Origin of the sequence: Veillonella magna (assembly GCF_959600285.1) — a bacterium.
Lineage (GTDB): Bacteria > Bacillota > Negativicutes > Veillonellales > Veillonellaceae > Veillonella_A > Veillonella_A magna.
This window is the reverse complement of sequence record NZ_CAUGKU010000002.1, coordinates 16,256-35,889: the sequence shown is the minus strand read 5'-3', so window position 1 is coordinate 35,889 and position 19,634 is coordinate 16,256. Positions and strand designations below refer to the sequence as shown.

The window sequence follows — 19,634 nt, the reverse complement described above, 5'->3', positions numbered from 1 at the left end:
AAGTAGACTATCAGTAACGAAAGCCCAGTCTATCGAAGAGCATTTCTTGTACTGATAGTCTACTTTCTTCTCTCTCCCTCTAGAGGCAAGAAAGCGATGACCATATATCGTAAGAGTGTCATTCGCAAGACCTGATCTCTGAGATATATGGACATCGCTTGTAAAAGACCTGTTAATATATACATACCCATGTAATTCATGGTGACTTTGTAAAAGAGATTGATGATGAATTAACCAATCTATTTCCCTATAGGGGCTACTCATGGTATGCCATATGCTCATACAATAGCGTATCTATACCATGGATAGCCCTCTTTTTTTCTGCCATCTTCACTACTCACGCTGATTATCCCGTAAGCATCCCCTCGCCTTGATTAACTCTTTCTTGCTCTCTTAATAGTAGCCATTCTCCCTATACTCTGCATCGTATTTTTCCCATGACCGTACAGCTGCTTTCCAATCCTTCATAGGATATTTACCTCGCACCCATCCGATAGAGTCGTAATAGGCAACAAACATCTCCGGATCAATCACATTGCCTCGTTCCTTACAATACGCCTCTACCATCTCTACCGTAGGCGGAACAAATTCCTCTTCTTTTATTTTCTCTTCACACATGTTGTCGTTATGCATGTTGTCATCATACACTTTGTTATCATGCATGTTATTGTCATGCATGGTATCGTCACACATGGTGTCATCATACATGGTGCCAGCATGCATTTCATCATCATACACGATATTACCATGCATATCAGCGTTGTCCGAACGGTAAGCATTTTCTTTTTTTTCTTTTTCTTTTTTTTCACCCCCTGAAAAAGAAAATTCAGAAAGACTGTCTGGTCTGGTTTGATTATCTTGTCTAGTGTTGGTGTCTTGTATAGTATTAGTTTGATCTTGTCTAGTCCGGTCTAGTCTAGGTATATGTCCGTCCTGTGTATCATGCGCTATGTCACAGGTGTTGTCATACACTATATCATGCGGTGTATCATAGACCGTGTCATCCTTTGTGTCATGCCATGTGTCATATACTGTGTCATGCAGTGTGTCACGTTCTGTGTCATGCAGTGTGTCACGCTCTGTGTCATAGCCTGTGTCACGTCCCGTATCACGCCGTGTATTATAGGTATCATAGCCTGTAGCAATTCACTCATAGGCAGTAATTCGTATTCCGTTGCTTTCATGTCGGATCGTGTTGTATAACGAATACGTCCTGACTCTTGAAGAAGTTTGCGTGCCCGTACAATTGACGATCGTGATAAACCGGAATCCCCCATAAGTAAACTGATAGGTACATTAAATACTCGCTTCCATCCACAGCTGTTATTGTAATGCATCAACGTAAACCAGAGTATCCGCGCTGATGTAGGAAGCTCCGGATGTGTTTGTACCCACTTGTGAAATCCATTAATTTCATTAATATAAGACATACTAATTCCTCCTTATACACATAACCAATCATCCCAAACTCATACCGACTCATTTCGGTTCATACTTCGTTATTGCAACTTACACTTCTTTCTTACTACTGTACTTCTTTATTACCACTTGTACTTCTGTATTGCCACTTGTACTTCTGTATTGCCACTTGCACTTTTGTATTGCCACTTATATTTCATCGTTGCCCTTCGTACTCACTCATATTCATGCTGACCCACAGTACCTATACACGATATGCCCCTCTTTCCTTTACAGCAGTATTCGTTGCCAACACCTTCAGATAAACATACAATTTCTTACGATGTTTTTAACAAAAATGTAAATTTAATTATTTTGTAACATAGTTAATTATTATATCACTTTTATAATAAATAGATAGTGAAAATTTGCATACAAAAAACGGGCCTCCTTTCGGAGACCCGTTAAAAGAGCAATCGCTCTCAGTGTTCAATTATGCTTTTACTACGTTAGTCGCCTGGGGACCACGAGGGCCATCTACGATTTCGAACTCAACTTCCTGACCTTCAGCCAAGGAGCGGAACCCGTCTTCTTGGATAGCGGAATAATGCACGAATACATCGCCACCATTTTCTCTTTCAATAAAACCATAACCTTTTTCTGCACTGAACCACTTAACTTTACCAAGCATACAAATTCCTCCTAAACTGTCCAAGCAACCGGCATCCTCGATGCCTATGGTCATAGTAGCACGCATGCGTACATGTGTCAACAAATTTATACCTATCGCGGACATGATTATGCGTTATCAGTATATAATCAAAAAATTATACTACCATTATGAGAAAATAGCGTGACTTTTTTCAAATTCTTGAATAGCAAAATCCTCTGCATCAATTCCTATTTGACGCAGAGGATTTTTTATCATTGATTAAATTCTATAAGGGAAACACGGATATGCAACTATCTATTTTTCCCTATCACTATACACCGTCAAACAGTGATAGCTAAGAAAGTAATCACCTATAATATTTTCGATAAGAATAATTTTGTTCTATCGTTTTGCGGATTGTCAAATACATCCGCCGGCGAACCGGATTCCAAAATCTGACCGCCGTCAACAAAGAGTACGCGCGTACCTACTTCTTTGGCAAAGCCCATTTCGTGTGTAACTACAACCATGGTCATGCCTTCTTCGGCGAGGCTCTTCATAACATCCAATACTTCGTGAACCATTTCCGGATCAAGGGCGGATGTAGGTTCGTCGAAAAGCATTACCTTCGGCTTCATTGCCAACGCGCGGGCAATGGCAACACGCTGTTGCTGACCGCCGGACAGCTGTTCCGGGTAAGCCTTAGCTTTATCCGCCAAACCTACTTTTTTCAAAAGTTCCATAGCGGTTGCTTCCGCTTCTGCCTTGGATACTTTACGAATTTTTTGCGGCGCCAAGGTAATGTTATCCAATACCGTCATATGCGGGAACAGGTTAAATCGCTGGAACACCATACCTACTTCGGCACGAACGTTATTAATATTTTCTTTAATATTAAGGTTCATACCATCAACGATAACATCGCCGGAGGTTGGTTCTTCCAAATAATTCATGCAGCGAAGCACCGTACTTTTACCGGAACCGGACGGTCCGATGATAACAACTACTTCCCCCTGTTCGATATCTAAATTAATTCCTTTCAGCACTTCCAGCTTGCCAAAGCTTTTATGTACATCGATCATCTGAATCATTTGATTTTATATCTCCTTTCCAGATAGCCTACCAGCTGAGAAATACTCAATGTCATAATAAGGTAAATAATAGCAACGGCAGACCAAATTTCAAAGGAGCCGTACGTACGAGCAATGATGAGCTGGCCGCGACGTGTCAATTCTTCGAAGCCGATAACGGATACCAAGGAAGTATCTTTCATCATGGCAATAAATTCATTTCCCAACGGCGGGATGATGGCTTTAAATGCCTGCGGCATAACGATATAACGCATCGTCTGTCCCCAAGTTAGCCCCAAGGAACGACCGGCTTCCATTTGACCTTTATCGATGGATTGAATACCGGCGCGGAAAATTTCGGATACGTACGCACCAGAGTTAATACTACATGCCGTAACGGCTGCAACGTACGGATCGATGCGATGCCCGATTACCATCGGCAATGCAAAGTAAATCATAAAGATTTGTACCAACAGCGGTGTGCCGCGGAATAATTCCACATAGCATTTTACCAACAGGCGAATCGGTTTAAATCGCGACATATTCGCCAGCGATGCAATCATACCAATTAAAAAGCCGCAACCTACACTCATAATCGTAATCTGGATGGTTACGACAGCCCCTTGCAATAACAGAGGCAAATTGTCCCAAATCAGGCTCCAATTAAAACTCATGTTTCTACCTTCCCTTTTCCAGTGTGCTCTGCCATCATCCGTACGCCTTGTAACGGCATCCGATCATCGATGACAACTGACAATGTATAATAATAGCTTAATATGTATAAACAATTATAGTTGCATTATTATACAATGTCAATGCTCATTCTCTATTAAATTTGTAAATTATAGTTTCCTAGCCGGCTGCGCTTATTTTAACCCTATACTAGTCCCGGTCCTGCTGATACAAGCTGCATTAACCCCGACCCCGCTGATACAAACTGCATTAACCCCGGCCCTACTTATACAAGATGTGCATACGCCTTAGCCATGCGCTGTACGGCACGCACCAAATCTTCTTCGTTAAGCCCCGTAAAGTTCAGACGCATAAACTCATGGTTATCCTTATTTGTGTAGAACGGTGTCCCCGGCACACAGGTAACTTGTTCTTCCAAACAAGCGTCAAAGAATTTCATGCAATCCACGCCGGCCGGCATGCGAAGCCACAGGAAAAAGCCCCCTTTAGGCACGGTAAAGGTAAAGTCCGGCAAGTAGGTACGCAACGCTTCAACAAAGGCATCGCGCCGTTTTTTGTATACGCCGCACATGTATTTCACATGGTCATCATAGGAATAAATATTCATGTAGGTAGCGGCAATGCTGTGATCTGGAATCGAACTGTGCAAATCGCAGTGTTCTTTCACTAGCTCTAAGGCATCAATAACCGATTGTTCTCCGGCCAACCAACCGATACGAATACCAGGGCTAAAGGTTTTGGACAGGCTTCCCATGAAGATAACTTGGTCCTTGGTGTCATAGGATTTAACGGCTTGTTGGTACGCTTCGCCATAGGTAAGCTCGCCGTACGGATTATCTTCCAAGACAACTACATTGTACTGCGCTACCAATTCCATGAATGCTTTACGCCGTGCCTGTGTCCAGGTCAGCCCCGTTGGGTTCTGGTAATCCGGAATAATATAAATAAGTTTAATGCGAGGATTGGTGCGCAGTTTCTCTTCCAACACGGCAAGGTCCATGCCTTCTTCGTCGAGAGGCACGCCTTCAATGGTACCGCCGGCAAAGGCCAAAATATTCATGGCGTCGATAAAGGTAGGATCTTCTACCAATACCGTGTCCCCTTCTTCCAAGAAAAGACGGGCACATAAATCCAGCGACTGCATGGATCCGCTGGTAATTTGTACTTGATCCGGCCGCACGTGAATATTATATTTTTCCATAATATGCGCAATGTGTATACGCAATCCTTTGTCACCGCGACAATCACCGTATTGCAGGATGCGCGCTCCATCTTCGGAAATAATTTTATAAGCCGCTTTCGCAATTTCTTCCGTTGGGAACAGTTCCGCCGCCGGAACCCCTTCCGCTAAGGAGAGAATGTCCGGCTTACCTGCGGCACGGCTTTTGAGTTCACCGATTTCCGATCGCTTCAGTTTTGATGCTGCTTTGCTGTATAACTGTTTCATATCCATATGTATCACCTCATAGAATCACATAGTAGCGAACAGGCCGAGGCACAATGTGCCCCGGCGCCGTTAGTTTTGCTTATTTACTGGTACCAAACCATTTTTTTGTCAACTTGTCGTATTCACCGTTTTCTTTAAGCTTGGCCAATGCTTTGTTCATATCAGCCAACAGCTGTTTGTCGTCTTTGCGAAGACCGATGGCCACTTTGTGATGCTGCAAGCCGATGTCGACTACTTTAAGGTTGTCCATATTCATCTTCTGGATATAGTAACGCGCTACCGGTTCGTCCAACATTACGATTTGTACGTTGCCGTTTTGCAAATCCTGAAGCATGTTCGGAATCGCATCAAACTCTTTTACCGTAGTACCCGGTTTTTCTTTGGCCAGCATAGCACCAGTCGTACCGATTTGCGCAGCTACCGTCTTACCGGCAATGTCTGCTTCGCTTTTAATATTATTTTCATCCTTACGAACAACCATCGTCAAGGATACTTCGTAGTACGGATCGGTGAAAGCAATTTTTTCTTCCCGTTCCTTAGTGATAACTAAGCCGGATGCAATGGCGTCAATCTGTTTACCCTGCAATGCCGGAATCAAGGCATCAAAGCCCATGCTTACGAATTTAGCTTCGGCACCCATTTCCTTGGCCAATGCATTACTAAGGTCAACATCGAAGCCTTTGTAATTGTCGCCTTCTGCATATTCAAAGGGCGGGTATGTAGTTTCCGCAGCAAAGGTAATTACTTTTTTACCGTCTGTTTTACCACCGTTGTCTGCCGAGTTACCGCAACCGGCAATAAGTCCTACTGTAAGCATTGCACCCAGTAACAGGGCCGCTCCCTTTTTCCACTTCATCGTGTTCTCTCCTTTAATCAACACTTGATAACGCGTCTGTTATTCACTGATGACGCATATGTATTCACCAGTACAATATAGCAAATGTCAAAAAATTATTCAACTACTTTCTTAGTTACCCTGCCATTCCGTAGGCATGTCAGCCGGTGCATCGGTATTAAACCATTTTTTGTAAATCGTATTAAATTCGCCACTCTTCTTCATTTCTGCCAAGGCCTTATTCACTTCGGCTTGTAACTCCTTGTTGTTCTGGTTCATAGCAAAGCCAAAGTATTCCTTGGTATTCGGGAACGGAATTACTTTGAACCCTTCGTCCTTATGCTTGGATACATAGTACTGCGCTACCGGTAAGTCGATAACGGCTGCCACAACACCGCCGTTCTTTAATTCCAAAAGGGCTTCGTTACTGTGATCGAATTGTTTCAACGTTACCCCTTCGATTTTTTTCGCCATGTCCGCACCGGTGGTTCCCATCTGGGCGGATACGGTTTTACCGTTCAAGTCTTGTAAGGTGTTGATATTGGCATTGGCCGGTACGACTACGCCGAGACCCGATTCATAATACGGCGAGGAGAACAATACTTTTTCTGCTCTCGCTTTCGTAATGGTCATTCCCGATGCGGCAAGGTCGATGTCCTTATTCCCTAAGCTCGGAATTAACGCATCAAAGGATACGTTTTTAAATTCTACCTTTGCATTCATATGCTGCGCTACGGCTTTAATCATATCAATGTCAAAACCATTCAGGTCCTGCGTCTTTTCGTCTTTGAATTCAAAAGGTACAAACGTTGCATTCGTACCGACATGGATAACCTTCTGCCCGGCGGCTGCTTGTTTGGAATCATTGTCGCTGCCGCATCCGGCAATCATAGTACCGATGGCCAAAGTGGCTACGGCTGTAATGGTTAATTTCTTTAACATGTGTGTATTCATTGTCCTCATCCTTTTCGCATAACTATACTGATTTTGATGCATCCTTGCGATAGTGAATCTACTTTTGATCCTTCCCTTACACATATATGCAGCAGTACCAAGAATCGCTTAGTTACTGTATATACAATGTATCTTCTATCTATTCTCTACCCTCTATTCGTTCATTACCGTCATTAGGAAATACATCCTTGCATCTCATTTTGATGGAATAATTATACAATCAGATTCCCCTGTAGTCAATAGTGTTCGTGAATATTTTATTTAATTTTACGAATATTTTTACACACCATTAGTTCATATACGTCAATCTGTTATTACACTGTAAACCGTCATCTCTTTGTTACACTGCAAACCGTTATACGTTATTTCACTGCAAATCATCTCTGTATTACTGCACTACAAACCGTCCTCTCTTTATTACACTGCAAACCATCCTTGTGTTGCTGCACAACGAAAACCGAATCGTTACAGGCAATAAAAAATAGCCACAATGAAAGGAGATGTTCTCCTTCATCATGACTATATCGTACGGCTGACCTGGTCTTTGCCCCCACACTCGCCTGCTGGAGGGTTCGCTCCTAAGCCCGTGGCTCCCCACTACTACCTCTCTCGACATTATTTTTTCGGCAGGACTTACTTCTAAGCCGCACCATGCTCACAACGACTTTGCATTGCTTACGTGGATCGTTTTGCCTGCGACTGGCCTCGACTTTCAACCACAGACCCGTACACTGTGATTATACGGTAAGACTCTCTTCTTTGTCTATAGAGAAATCGCATAGCACTTTTTAAATTTCCTATTGATACTTTCATACATAAAAGTTAGAAAGCTTAAAAAGCCTTATTTTATCTATATTGTTTATAACATCATACGTTTGTACTATGAGAAGATGAGATACGTCGCCTTTCCCTCTACATACACAAGGAGCGTAAAATGTTGTATAATATTTTTACTGCGAGTCACAAGTGTTAGGCTGACTCTGTTCATCTTACAATCACTAAATATCTACTAGGGGATATTTAAAGGGAAGGGATTTTTTTTCATGTTTATGTTATCGTTGATGCAGCCGTCGGGACTGTATGAGCTGGAGGAAGACAGCTTAGAGGCCATTAGTGCTCAGCTATTACAAATGATTCAAATGAAGAGTCATGAGCTGTATACACATTCCATTCAAGTGGCTAACTACTCCGTTAGTATTGCTGCCAAGATGGGCTTACCGCAAAATGAAATCATACAGATCAAGCACGCTGCACTTCTCCACGATGTAGGACTGTTAACGATGCCAAATTCGGTACTGAAGAAAGCACCTTATTTCAATCGTCAGGAAATGTCTCGTTTCCGTCAGCATCCGGTAAACGGAGCTAACATGATTGAAAATTATCCGTGCTGTCAAGAAATCCTGCCATATATTCGCTATCACCATGAACGTTGGGATGGCTCCGGGTATCCGAAGCATTTGCGCGGTGCCAATATTCCGTTAGGGGCTCGCATCATCGGCATCGCCGATTATTACGACTCCGCCATCAATCCGTCTACGGAGTTGTGGTCCAAAACACGGAAAACGGTTAAACAGGAATTATTCAGCGGCTCCGGGATTTATTTCGATCCCGATGTGGTTCGTGCCTTCATCGAAATCTTATCATAAGAAGCATCACCGGTTATGGTGGTGCTTTTTTTCTTAACGACCGCTGGCTAATGTGAGTACATTAACAGAGTCGGCACCCATGGCCGCCAGTACGTCTGCTGCTTCACTGACGGTAGCTCCGGTAGTATAAATATCATCGAGGAGGAGTACGGATTTTCCGTTTAGAATATGACTTCGTTTCACCGCAGCTATAGGCAGGAATGCGCCCTTAGTATTCAGCTGTCGTTCCCGTTTCGTCAGTCCCCACATGGGACGCGTGGAATCAACCTTTACCAGAGCCTCCAGCCAATGCCATTTTCCTATATCACGTTGGCAAAACATAGACATATAAGGTTTAAATAATATATCCACCTGATTATAACCGCGTAACTCTCTCTTTCTCTCGCTGACAGGAATGGGGATGACATAGTCCGGCAACCATTGCCATGTAGCCGTAGCATGATAAAACGAATACAAAAAAGGAGCGGCCCCACGGGATCGCTCCTTCTTTTTATTAAATTTTACATCATGTAGCAGCTGCTTCATACCCTTATCGTAATGACTCAACGTCCAAACATGTTGCACGAAGCGTCCGGGGCAACCGGTGATTTCTCGTATCTCGGCCACCGCTTCGTAACAATCCCGGCACCACTCGCCATTTACATGTACGGCTTGTCCGCATCCCGGGCAACGCGGTGGATATAGAAAATCAAATAACCAGTCAATCACTCTATCATCCCCTGTAGACGTTCTTTAAATAATGTATATCGTTCATCGCCACGCACCGTATCTACTGCCCGTTGCACCGCACTTTTCGTCCCAATAAGAATCACTCGACGCCGCGCCCTTGTTACCGCTGTATATAAGAGACTGCGTTGCAGCATAATACCATACGGCGGAATAAAAGGAATAATCACGACGCTATATTCACTGCCCTGGCTTTTATGAACCGTAATCGCATAGGCAGGCATAATAGACTCCGCCTCATCCAAAGGCAGCGATACATCTTTATCGGTAAAACGAATTCCCATATGTGTCTTGGAAATAGCATAGATACTTCCAATCTCACCGTTAAAAATTTCATACTCGTAGTTGTTGAGTACCTGGATAACCTTGTCCCCTACGCGATAGGTGATACCATTGATAACTACCTCTGCTTTTTTAGGACTTTGCGGGTTCACTGCCTGTTGTACGGCTTGCGAAATTTTTAAACTGCCGTAAGCATTGCGGCGCATAGGAGATAGAATTTGTATGTCCAGCTCATCCTCTACGTCATCGCGCAAGCTGTTATAGGCATTGATGATGGCGGACATCATATCCCGTAACGTGTGTACCTCGATGAATGTAAAGTCGCCGTCACCGCTGAGTACCGGCATCTGTCCCTCATTAATGCGATGCGCATTTTCTACGATGGCATTGCCCTTTTCTTGGCGGTAAATATGTGCCAGCCTAGTATACGGTATCGTTTCTGCATTTAGCATATCCCGCAAGACAAAGCCGGCTCCGATAGGCGGTAATTGATCCACATCGCCGACAATAACGAGATGGGCCGTTGCCGGAACAGCCGCTACCAATGCGTAATATAATTGAATGTTCAGCATGGAGGCTTCATCGACAATAACTACATCCGCTTCCAACGGATCATCTTCGTTTTTTGAAAAGTCGTACGCATCGCTGCCTTCCACCGGCATGAGCATGCGATGAATTGTTGTGGCTTCAAAACCGGTAGCTTCCGTCAAGCGCTTCGCTGCACGGCCCGTAGGCGCACATAACAAAATGCGCTGAAGATTGGTTTGCTGAAAAGCTTCCACAATTGCTTTCACGATTGTCGTCTTCCCCGTACCCGGTCCGCCGGTAATGACCGTCACCTTATTCGTCAGTGCCATATCGATGGCTTCGCGCTGCTCATCGCCTAGGCGTATGCTGTATCGTTCTTCAAATCCGTCGAGAAAGGCTTCCGTGTCCAGCGCTGTCAATACCGGTTCCTGCATCAACAACTGCGTCAGCGCTACCGATTCCGTTTCCGCCATGTAAAGCTCCGGCGTATATACATATAAAATGCCATCGTGTTCGGTGGCTGCCAGCTGTCCGTACTCCAGCTGTTCTTCTACGGCGGCGGCAATTTCATCGGCACAGCCATGCAACAGATCAAAGGTTTTCTGTATTAATACATCCACAGGCAAACAGCTGTGTCCGTTATCGCCGATGCCGGTGAGGCAATCCCGAAGTCCCGCTTCGATTCGATTCGGGTCGTCAGGTTCGATACCTAATGACGAAGCTAAGGTATCCGCCATCGTAAAGGAAGGGCCGCCAGGAATATGCAGCAATGTATAAGGATTATCCCGCAGTACATCAATGGCAGCTCCGCCGTAAATATTGTAAATATCACGGCTCCACTTGGCACTGATCCCGCCGGCTTCCAGGAAACGGTTCAATTCCTGCAGTGCCCCTTCCCCGATGAGTGTATGATACAAGTCTTCCTTAATGCTTTTACGCAATCCGGGAACTTCCAACAGCTCTTTGGGATCATCGGATTTTAAAATATCGATAATCTCGTCTTCAAAATAGGCAATAACCTTCTCCGCCGACTTTTCGCCGAAGCCCTTAACGCCTAAATTCATTAAATATTGTTTGGCACCGCCTATTGTATCGGGCTTACATTTCTCCAACGTACGCACGTCAAACTGTGTGCCGTATTTCGGATGCTCCACAAAACGTCCCGTCAGTTCCAGTTCGTCCCCTTCCTTGGGGGCCTCACATTTACCGGTACAAGTAATGCGTTCTTCGTTGTAATCGTACAACAAGAAAACGCAATACGAATTCGACTCATTCGCAAAAATAAGTCGCTGCACCGTTCCTCGAATCGTTTCCATCAGCGTTCTACATTCGGCAAGGCATCGATAATTTCATTTACCGCATCGCCAATGCTGGACGCATTTTGAATTTTCACATGGCAAACCTTTTCATATAACGGGTACCGTTCTTCGTAAAGACGGAAAATGTATTCGATGCTTTCCTTCAAAAGCGGTCTGATTTCCATATCCAAATCATCCAAGATACGTGTTACATCGCGATGGATAAATACCACAAAGCCGGAGTCGCGCATTAATTTAACCGTTTTTTCTGACAGTACCGTACCACCGCCGGTAGCCACAACACTGGGCTTTTTATTGGTAACGATATCGCTGATTACTTCGTATTCCAATTCGCGGAAGGCTTCTTCCCCTTCATAGATAATAACATTCTGAATGGACTTGCCCGTCTTTTCCTGAATCAATGCATCCACATCGTAGAAATCCATATCCTGACGCTGTGCCAAGGCTTTGCCTACTGTCGTCTTGCCGGCACCGGGCATACCTACCAGGAAAATGTGCTGCTGAATATGATCCTTTTGATAGCTGCGGCTTACGGCCATCACATCATTGAGGAAGCGTTTTACATAATCGCGCAACGACGGATCGTTTACATAGGCCAAGCCTTTTTCCAATACCTTGGTTTCTCGTTCCGGATCGTAAATTTTAATATTTTCCGCTTCTTTAATTTTGGCAATATTCAAAACCGCGGCCAACCGTTTTTCAAAGGTCTCTACCAATATCTGATCTAATTCATCTATTTGTTTACGTGTTTCTTCTAAATTCATATGTCAATCCTCTTATCTGTTAAATTGTAGTAGTTGACGATGCTACTCTACCCTATGTATCATATCATATTTTTTATACACACTAAAGGGGCAGTGCCGCAAAGCCTCATTGGCATGGCACTGCCCCTTATGTACTCGTAACGAAAACAACGGAATCGAACGCTAACCGTTAACACTAGTAATGCTAACTGTTAACACCATTAATGCTAACTGTTAACACCATTAATGCTAACCCGTCAAGACCGTTAATAACGATAACAGAAACAAAGTGCTATCTATCAACGGAGTGAAGCGATAAGCAAACTTATTTTAAATTTGCTTTCAATACTTCGGCGATGCGTTGAATACCGGTGCGAATTATTTCTTCGTCATTACAGGAGTAATTCAAGCGCAGGAAGTTTGTGTTGCCTTCCGATGTAAAGAACGGATCCCCCGGTACGAAGGCTACTTTCTTTTCGATGCACTGTTTCAAAATATCGCGGGATACCATATACTCCGGCAACGTACACCAAATGAAGAGTCCCCCTTCCGGACGTGTATAGGTTACTTCTTTCGGGAAGAATTCATCCATAGCGTTAAGCATCGCATCGCGACGACTGCGATATAAATCGCGTACGCTGGTAACATGCGCATCGAAGTCAAAATTATCCAGCCATGCTTCACACACATGCTGCGAGAACGGTGATGTGGAAAGGTCCATGTTCTGTTTCAACAAATCGCATTTTTCGATAAACGTAGTGTTCGCTGCAATCCAGCCGAGACGCATGCCCGGTGCAAAGGTTTTGGAGAACGTTCCCAAGGAACATACGAGGCCCTTCTTGTCGAATGTAGTCAACGACGGTAAGAACTCGCCTTCGTAACGAAGTTCGCCATACGGATTGTCTTCGATAACCGGAACTTCATAACGATCAACCACTTCCATGAACTGCTCGCGACGTTCGCGCGTCCAAGTAATGCCTGTTGGGTTTTGGAAATCGGTAACTACATAGATAAGGCGCACTTCATTTTCCTTAAGAGCCTTTTCCAGTTCTTCGATAATCATCCCTTTGCCATCGCCGGGAATTTCTACGTAATTAACCTGACTTAAATTAAAAGCCGTAATCGCTCCCAAATAGGATGGCTTCTCTACCAGTACCGTGTCACCTTTGTTGCAGAATAGACGACACAACAGGTCAAGCCCCTGCTGAGAGCCGCAGGTTACCAACACATTGTCCTTCGTATAATTTGTTTTAACCATGCGATTCATGCGCTTCGCAATGCTTTCACGAAGCGGATCGTAACCGAGAGACGGACCGTATTGCAAGGCCTTACCGGGTGTATTCTTCAATACGATTTCCGTAGCCTTTGCAATTTCTTCTGCGGGAAATAATTCTTCTGCCGGAAGACCGCCGGCAAAGGAAATCATATCCGGTTGTGCAATCAATTTTAAGATATCTCCGGTATCGGAATGTTTAATCGCGTTAACCGGGTCTGAATAACGTATAGCCATGGTTAGAACCTCCTATTTCATCTGTGATGTTACTATAGTACTATTCTATAGAAGAAAAGTCAATAAAAATAAACACATCAGTCTATTCTAAACAGACAATTCATCGGTGCCTTCTCCGGCATGACGGCACAAAAAAAATCGCTTTTAAAAGGTATCCATCATTGGCAACGTCTGCCTACGATGAATACGTTTGTAAAAGCGATTTCATCATTCATATGTAATTAGTCCATGCTTGCGAGATAGTCTCGTGCTTGCTGCTCATCGATCTTCATCTGTGTAATAAGCTCGTCCAAAGAAGAGAATTTTACTTCTCCCCGTAAAAACTGCAAAAACTCTACCGTTGCCGTCGCACCGTACACATCGCGATCAAAATCAAACAGATGCACTTCAAAGCGATGATATTGATTGGCAAAGGTAGGATTGTCACCCATGTTACCTACGCCGCCGAACCATTCACCGTCAATGCACACTCGATTGACATACACACCGTCTGCCGGCAAGGCCATCTCCTTGGGAAACAGGAAATTCAATGTAGGAAAGCCTAAGGTTCGTCCTCGCTGATCTCCCATAATCACCGTACCGGTAAAGCGATACGCCCGTCCTAACAATGTGCGAACCAAGGCAACATCGCCTCGCGCAATGGCACCGCGAATATACGTGCTGGATACGTGTCCCGGTACTGCTTCGTGACCTTCCAATCGCATAACTGTAACATTGATGCCCTTTGGCTCCAATGTATCCCGAATTAACGCCGGTGTACCGATACCGCCTTTGCCAAAGGTAAAGTTTTCACCGACTACAATGCCTCGTACCGTCACCCCTTGCGTTAAGTACACCAAAAAGTCCGATGCCGCAATTGACAGTAAATCAGCATTCATCGGCAGCTCCAGCATATAGTCAACACCCAAGGCTTCCAATATCTCCGGGCGATGCTCGCGCTGTAACAGCTGCGGCGGCACTTTTTGCGGTGCCAATATAGACAATGGATGTGCATCAAAGGTAACAACCACCGTAACCGCCTCACATGTGTGAGCCATGTCTACGGCTCGTCCGATAACGGTTTGATGCCCCAAATGAATACCGTCAAATGTTCCCAAAGCATATACAATATTGGCTTGTATAGTACGTAACTCGTCAAAAGAGGTTAAAATCTTCATACTACATCCTTATTCCAAAAATATATTTTTCTCCGCTTTCAATGCCCCGTCTATCCCCTTGGCAATTCCCATAAATCCGCGTTCGCCATAAGCCCGATACAGCTGTCCGGATACAACCTCATCAGCGGCAAGCAGCGGCAAGCGCAACTGCTTACCTTGTAGTAATGCCAAGCGTTCTTTTTCGCTAAGTCTTACCGCTGGCATATGCTGCAATGCCGTATCCACCGGTTGCAGCAGCGCTTCACCGGACACGGCTAACTCTTCCGCCGTAACCGCATCGGCAATTCGCATTGTTCCCACTTGCGTACGTGCCAGCTGTGTCATCGTAGCCGGGATTCCGACGGCGTTCGCTATATCGCGAATCAAGGCTCGAATATAGGTGCCTGACGAACAGTGGACCCGTATAGTGAAAAAGGGATACTTGTATGCCAAAAGCTTGCAATCGTAAATGGTAATCGGTCGCTCCGGCAATACAAACTCTTCACCGGCACGAGCCAACTCGTATGCGCGCTTCCCATTAATTTTTATAGCCGAATACTTAGACGGTCGCTGCATTTGTTCACCGACAAACGTTGATAACACATGTGCCAGCTCCTTCGCTGTCGGTTCCGCATCGCTTGATGCTACCGATGTAAGTATGTGTCCGGTACTGTCTTCCGTATCCGTACTAAAACCAAATTGGCCTTCTGCCACATATGTTTTTGTTTCGTGACCGGTATATTCGATAAGCCGCGTTGCCCTACCGACAAAGATAGGTAACACACCATAGGCTAAGGGATCTAGCGTACCGCTATGACCGATGCGCCTTTCGTGTAACAATCGTCGGCATATACCTACTGCATCATGGCTCGTTATCCCCGGCGGTTTGAGAAATGCAAAAACGCCATCCATTAGGGCAGCTCCTTGAGTAATTCTGTTTTTGCCACTTCCAATGGTAACTGTATAGTACAACCGGCTGCCCGAATATGTCCGCCACCGCCGAAATGTCCGGCAATTTGATTCACGTCGGTTGCCTTTGAACGCAGACTTACCCGCGTCGTCTTCGGACCTACCGCTTTAAGAAGCACAGCTATATCAACGCCTTCGACATTGCGTACCAAATCAACATAACCGTCTGTATCATCACCGGCTAAGGCCATCAGCTCTTCATCCAACGCAATAATACCTACGCGACCATCATGAGGAAATTCCACATTGGCCAGTGCTTTTCGCATAATAGCCAAACGGTTCATAGATGTCAATTCCACATGCTCCGAAACTACCTGCGGTCTTGCCCCGCACTGCACGCACAAGGCTGCCATTCTCAAGGTATGCTCCGTGGTGTTGCTGAATTTGAAGAATCCGCAATCCGTAGCAATGCCCAAATACAGAGCATCCGCCATAGAAGGGGTGATCGGCCAATGCCACTGCTCACACAAATGGGCAACGATTTCACCGGTTGCCGCAAATTCCGGCACCAAGTAAAGCCCTGCGGCAAACTTAGTATTGGAAATATGATGGTCGATATTGTAAATCGGTGCCTTACATAATTCGCCTACTTTGCCGATGCGTTCAAACGTACTGGCATCTAGTACGAGCAATATATCCGGTTGCTCCAACGATTGTAGTGCCTCCGGCAGCTGAACCCGATCCGCATACTTCAAAAAGGAAAACTTATGCGGTACCGGGCTGTCCACTACCATCTGCACATTCTTGCCTTGCTGTAGCAATGCTTCATACATGCCGAGCATAGATCCTATGGCATCGCCGTCGGGATTGACGTGCACCGTAAGAACAATGGATTGAGCATCATCGATGACAGCTTTCAGGCTATCAATGTTAAGCATCTCCATGGTTCTTCTCATCCTTCTTTATATCATTTAACAGTGACTCAATATGCATGCTGTAATCCAATGAGGTATCATTGGCAAATGCAATCTCCGGCGTATAACGCAAGCGGAGTACCTTTCCCAGTTCGGAACGCACATGACCGGCTGCATGCTTCAATGCCTGCAAGGACGCCTTCTTTTCTTCGTCCGAACCGAATAGGCTTACATAAATCGTGGCTTGTCGCAAATCACCGGTGACTTCCACATCGGTTACCGTCACAAAGCCGATACGCGGATCCTTAAGACCGCGCATCAACATATTGCTGACTTCCTGCTTGATGAATTCCTGTAATTTACGAACTCGTACGTCACTCATAGTCACACCTCCTGTTGAGAGCGATTATAGCTGCGGCGTAATTTCTTCCATAACATAGGCTTCAATAACGTCGCCTTCCTTAATATCGCGATATTTTTCAATGGAAATACCGCATTCAAAGCTGCTCTTTACTTCTTTCACTTCATCCTTAAAGCGGCGCAACGAATCAACCTTGCCTTCGTGAACAACAATACCGTCACGAATCAAGCGAATTTCCGAATTATTAGTAATCTTACCTTCCGTTACATAGGAACCGGCTACGATTGCCTTCGGCGTAGAAATAACCTGGCGTACTTCGGCACGACCTAAAATTACTTCTTTAAATTCCGGAGTCAACATACCGCGCATGGCGTTTTCTACGTCATTGATAGCATCGTAAATAACGCGATAGGTGCGAAGATCCACATTTTCTTTTTCCGCTGCCTTACGAACCAATGCATCCGGGCGTACGTTAAAGCCAATGATAATCGCATTGGATGCCGATGCCAGCATAACGTCGGATTCATTGATGGCACCAACAGCGGCATGAACAATCACGATGCGTACTTCCGGATTCTTAATTGCTTCTAGCGATTGACGCAATGCTTCTACGGAACCCTGTACGTCCGCTTTAATAATAATATTTAAATCCTTCAACTCGCCTTGCTGAATCTGATTGAAGATATCATCCAAGGTAACCTTGTGAGTTTTCTGCATTTCGGATACACGCTGTTTTTCAATACGTTTTTCCGCAATGGTACGTGCTTCGTTATCATCGACAGCGTCCATAATTTCCCCTGCCTGCGGTACATCGGACAAACCGAGAACTTCCACCGGCATAGACGGACGGGCTGCTTTTACCTTTTCGCCTCGTTCGTTAGTCATGGCACGCACTTTACCGAAAGCGGTACCTGCGATAATGGTATCGCCTACGCGAAGTGTCCCCTTCTGTACGAGTACGGTACATACCGGACCACGTCCTTTATCGAGTTTTGCTTCGATAACAACGCCTTGCGCATGGCGATTCGGATTGGCCTTCAGTTCCATAACTTCTGCTACGAGCAAGATATTTTCCAACAAGTCATCAATACCCTGACGTTTCTTAGCGGATACGGGAACCATGATTGTATCGCCGCCCCATTCTTCCGGCAATAAGCCATGTTCGGCTAACTGTTGTTTTACATGATCCAGATTTGCCCCCGGCTTATCCATCTTGTTAATGGCTACCAATACCGGCACATTAGCAGATTTAGCATGGTTGATAGCTTCGATTGTCTGTGGCATAACACCGTCATCGGCAGCAACGACGAGAACGGCAATATCCGTCGACTGTGCACCGCGCAGACGCATAGCGGTAAAGGCTTCATGACCCGGGGTATCCAAGAAGGTAATCTTATTTCCTTTGTAACGTACCATGTACGCACCGATGTGCTGCGTAATACCGCCGGCTTCATGGGCTGTTACATTGGTCTGACGAATTACGTCCAACAACGAAGTTTTACCATGGTCAACATGCCCCATGATAGTAACAACCGGCGGGCGCGGCTGCAATGTTTCCGGCGCATCCTCGATTTCCTTGATTTCTGTAGGATCTTCTGCCGGTTCCACTTCGGTTACTTCCACACCAAAGTCTTCTGCTACGATAGTTGCCGTATCAACATCGATTTCCTGATTAATCGTAGCCATAACGCCGAGGAACATCAACTTTTTAATAATTTCGCTGACTTCACGCCCCATTTTATCTGCCAACTCTTTTACAGTAAGCGGGCCGTCTAATTCGATGGCTGTCGCAATGGCTGCTTCAGCGCGGCGTTTTTCTTCTTCCTTGTGCTGACGATTCTGTTCGTTACGCTGTTTTACCTTATTCTTGCTTTTTGCTAAGGATGTGGACAAGAGGGATTGCGGACGATTGCCGTCACGTCTGTTCTTTTTATCTTTTTTATTGCGACGATCGTTGCGATTATCGTTTTTACCACGACGGTCATCGCCATGATTATCACCGCGTTTATTGCGGCGATCGTTTCGTTCATTGCGATTAGTATCGTTGCCGCGATTAGAATCATTGCTGCGGTTATTGTCATGACCGTTACCATGGCGGCCATCGTTTTTCGCATTGTCGTGCTTGCGATTGCCATCGCGATTATTATCGCGTTTTTCATGACGATCATTATGACGGGCCTCCTGCTTTTCAGACTGCTTGCGATGATTCTGTTTACCGCCGTTATTGCGGTTATCGTGGTTGCGGTCTTCGTTTGCACGCGTGTCATGTGCGCGATTGTTCTGCGCTGCGTGTCCGCCTTTATCCTGGTGTCCGCTCTGTTCCGTCTTAGCCTTCGGCTTATCGTTACCTTTCAATGCTTTTTTTACAATGTCAATAGCTTTTTCGTCAATGGCATTAAAATTATTTTTGGCCTCAATATTATGTTTTTGCAGCACATCGATAACCTGCTGATTTTTTACGCCCAATTCTTTTGCTACTTCATAAATTCTTTTTTTGGACATCTGCATACC

General features: G+C 45.0%; 18 protein-coding genes. 1 reads left to right on the top strand and 17 read right to left on the bottom strand.

The annotated features are described in order from the left end of the window. Positions 1 to 393: 393 nt before the first annotated feature. From Q5873_RS01670 to Q5873_RS01635, 8 genes are all read right to left on the bottom strand, one after another. Positions 394 to 753 carry a hypothetical protein gene (locus tag Q5873_RS01670; RefSeq protein ID WP_303059026.1) on the bottom strand — a complete coding sequence of 120 codons (360 nt, stop codon included), beginning with the start codon at positions 751 to 753 and terminating at the stop codon, positions 394 to 396. Between the two features lie 218 nt (positions 754 to 971). Then, the gene (locus tag Q5873_RS01665) at positions 972 to 1,430 is read right to left on the bottom strand and encodes a hypothetical protein (RefSeq protein ID WP_303059025.1); all 459 of its coding nucleotides are present in this window, start codon (positions 1,428 to 1,430) and stop codon (positions 972 to 974) included. Between the two features lie 461 nt (positions 1,431 to 1,891). Next, positions 1,892 to 2,089 carry a cold shock domain-containing protein gene (locus Q5873_RS01660; RefSeq protein WP_028255972.1) on the bottom strand — a complete coding sequence of 66 codons (198 nt, stop codon included), beginning with the start codon at positions 2,087 to 2,089 and terminating at the stop codon, positions 1,892 to 1,894. Positions 2,090 to 2,421: 332 nt separating this feature from the next. Beyond that, on the bottom strand, positions 2,422 to 3,141 hold the full coding sequence (locus Q5873_RS01655; RefSeq protein WP_276625375.1) for an amino acid ABC transporter ATP-binding protein: 720 nt from the start codon (positions 3,139 to 3,141) through the stop codon (positions 2,422 to 2,424). Further along, the gene (locus Q5873_RS01650) at positions 3,138 to 3,794 is read right to left on the bottom strand and encodes an amino acid ABC transporter permease (protein WP_028255974.1); all 657 of its coding nucleotides are present in this window, start codon (positions 3,792 to 3,794) and stop codon (positions 3,138 to 3,140) included. Before Q5873_RS01650 ends, Q5873_RS01655 begins: the two co-directional genes overlap by 4 nt. 284 nt (positions 3,795 to 4,078) lie before the next feature. Then, a complete protein-coding gene (locus Q5873_RS01645) occupies positions 4,079 to 5,266 on the bottom strand; it encodes an aminotransferase-like domain-containing protein (RefSeq protein ID WP_303059024.1) in 1,188 nt (395 codons plus the stop codon). 73 nt (positions 5,267 to 5,339) lie between these two features. Further along, positions 5,340 to 6,116 (bottom strand): basic amino acid ABC transporter substrate-binding protein, encoded by a 777-nt coding sequence (locus tag Q5873_RS01640; protein WP_303059023.1) that lies wholly within the window; start codon positions 6,114 to 6,116, stop codon positions 5,340 to 5,342. A gap of 111 nt (positions 6,117 to 6,227) precedes the next feature. Beyond that, positions 6,228 to 7,049 carry a basic amino acid ABC transporter substrate-binding protein gene (locus Q5873_RS01635; protein ID WP_303059022.1) on the bottom strand — a complete coding sequence of 274 codons (822 nt, stop codon included), beginning with the start codon at positions 7,047 to 7,049 and terminating at the stop codon, positions 6,228 to 6,230. 1,043 nt (positions 7,050 to 8,092) lie between these two features. On the opposite strand from Q5873_RS01635, the gene Q5873_RS01630 reads away from it, so the two are divergent. Continuing rightward, entirely contained in the window at positions 8,093 to 8,695 is a 603-nt protein-coding gene (locus Q5873_RS01630) for an HD-GYP domain-containing protein (RefSeq protein ID WP_288301814.1), read from the top strand. A 33-nt stretch (positions 8,696 to 8,728) separates the two neighbouring features. On the opposite strand, the gene Q5873_RS01625 is transcribed toward Q5873_RS01630, so the two are convergent. The 9 genes from Q5873_RS01625 to infB all read right to left on the bottom strand — a co-directional run bounded on the left by Q5873_RS01625 (position 8,729) and on the right by infB (position 19,625). Next, the gene (locus Q5873_RS01625) at positions 8,729 to 9,403 is read right to left on the bottom strand and encodes a ComF family protein (RefSeq protein WP_303059021.1); all 675 of its coding nucleotides are present in this window, start codon (positions 9,401 to 9,403) and stop codon (positions 8,729 to 8,731) included. Beyond that, entirely contained in the window at positions 9,400 to 11,547 is a 2,148-nt protein-coding gene (gene recD2, locus Q5873_RS01620) for an SF1B family DNA helicase RecD2 (protein WP_303059020.1), read from the bottom strand. The genes Q5873_RS01625 and recD2 overlap by 4 nt, the downstream gene beginning before the upstream one ends. Further along, complete coding sequence (locus Q5873_RS01615; protein ID WP_303059019.1) at positions 11,547 to 12,314, bottom strand: chorismate mutase; 768 nt, start codon at positions 12,312 to 12,314, stop codon at positions 11,547 to 11,549. The genes recD2 and Q5873_RS01615 overlap by 1 nt, the downstream gene beginning before the upstream one ends. A gap of 304 nt (positions 12,315 to 12,618) precedes the next feature. Beyond that, the gene (locus tag Q5873_RS01610) at positions 12,619 to 13,803 is read right to left on the bottom strand and encodes an aminotransferase-like domain-containing protein (protein WP_288760361.1); all 1,185 of its coding nucleotides are present in this window, start codon (positions 13,801 to 13,803) and stop codon (positions 12,619 to 12,621) included. A gap of 221 nt (positions 13,804 to 14,024) precedes the next feature. After that, the gene (locus tag Q5873_RS01605) at positions 14,025 to 14,960 is read right to left on the bottom strand and encodes a bifunctional riboflavin kinase/FAD synthetase (RefSeq protein ID WP_288190862.1); all 936 of its coding nucleotides are present in this window, start codon (positions 14,958 to 14,960) and stop codon (positions 14,025 to 14,027) included. 9 nt (positions 14,961 to 14,969) lie between these two features. After that, complete coding sequence (gene truB / locus Q5873_RS01600; RefSeq protein ID WP_303059018.1) at positions 14,970 to 15,851, bottom strand: tRNA pseudouridine(55) synthase TruB; 882 nt, start codon at positions 15,849 to 15,851, stop codon at positions 14,970 to 14,972. After that, the gene (locus Q5873_RS01595) at positions 15,851 to 16,792 is read right to left on the bottom strand and encodes a DHH family phosphoesterase (protein WP_303059017.1); all 942 of its coding nucleotides are present in this window, start codon (positions 16,790 to 16,792) and stop codon (positions 15,851 to 15,853) included. The genes truB and Q5873_RS01595 overlap by 1 nt, the downstream gene beginning before the upstream one ends. Then, positions 16,779 to 17,144 carry a 30S ribosome-binding factor RbfA gene (gene rbfA / locus Q5873_RS01590; protein WP_028255987.1) on the bottom strand — a complete coding sequence of 122 codons (366 nt, stop codon included), beginning with the start codon at positions 17,142 to 17,144 and terminating at the stop codon, positions 16,779 to 16,781. The genes Q5873_RS01595 and rbfA overlap by 14 nt, the downstream gene beginning before the upstream one ends. 24 nt (positions 17,145 to 17,168) lie before the next feature. Then, positions 17,169 to 19,625 carry a translation initiation factor IF-2 gene (infB, locus tag Q5873_RS01585; protein WP_303059016.1) on the bottom strand — a complete coding sequence of 819 codons (2,457 nt, stop codon included), beginning with the start codon at positions 19,623 to 19,625 and terminating at the stop codon, positions 17,169 to 17,171. Between the last annotated feature and the right edge of the window lie 9 nt (positions 19,626 to 19,634).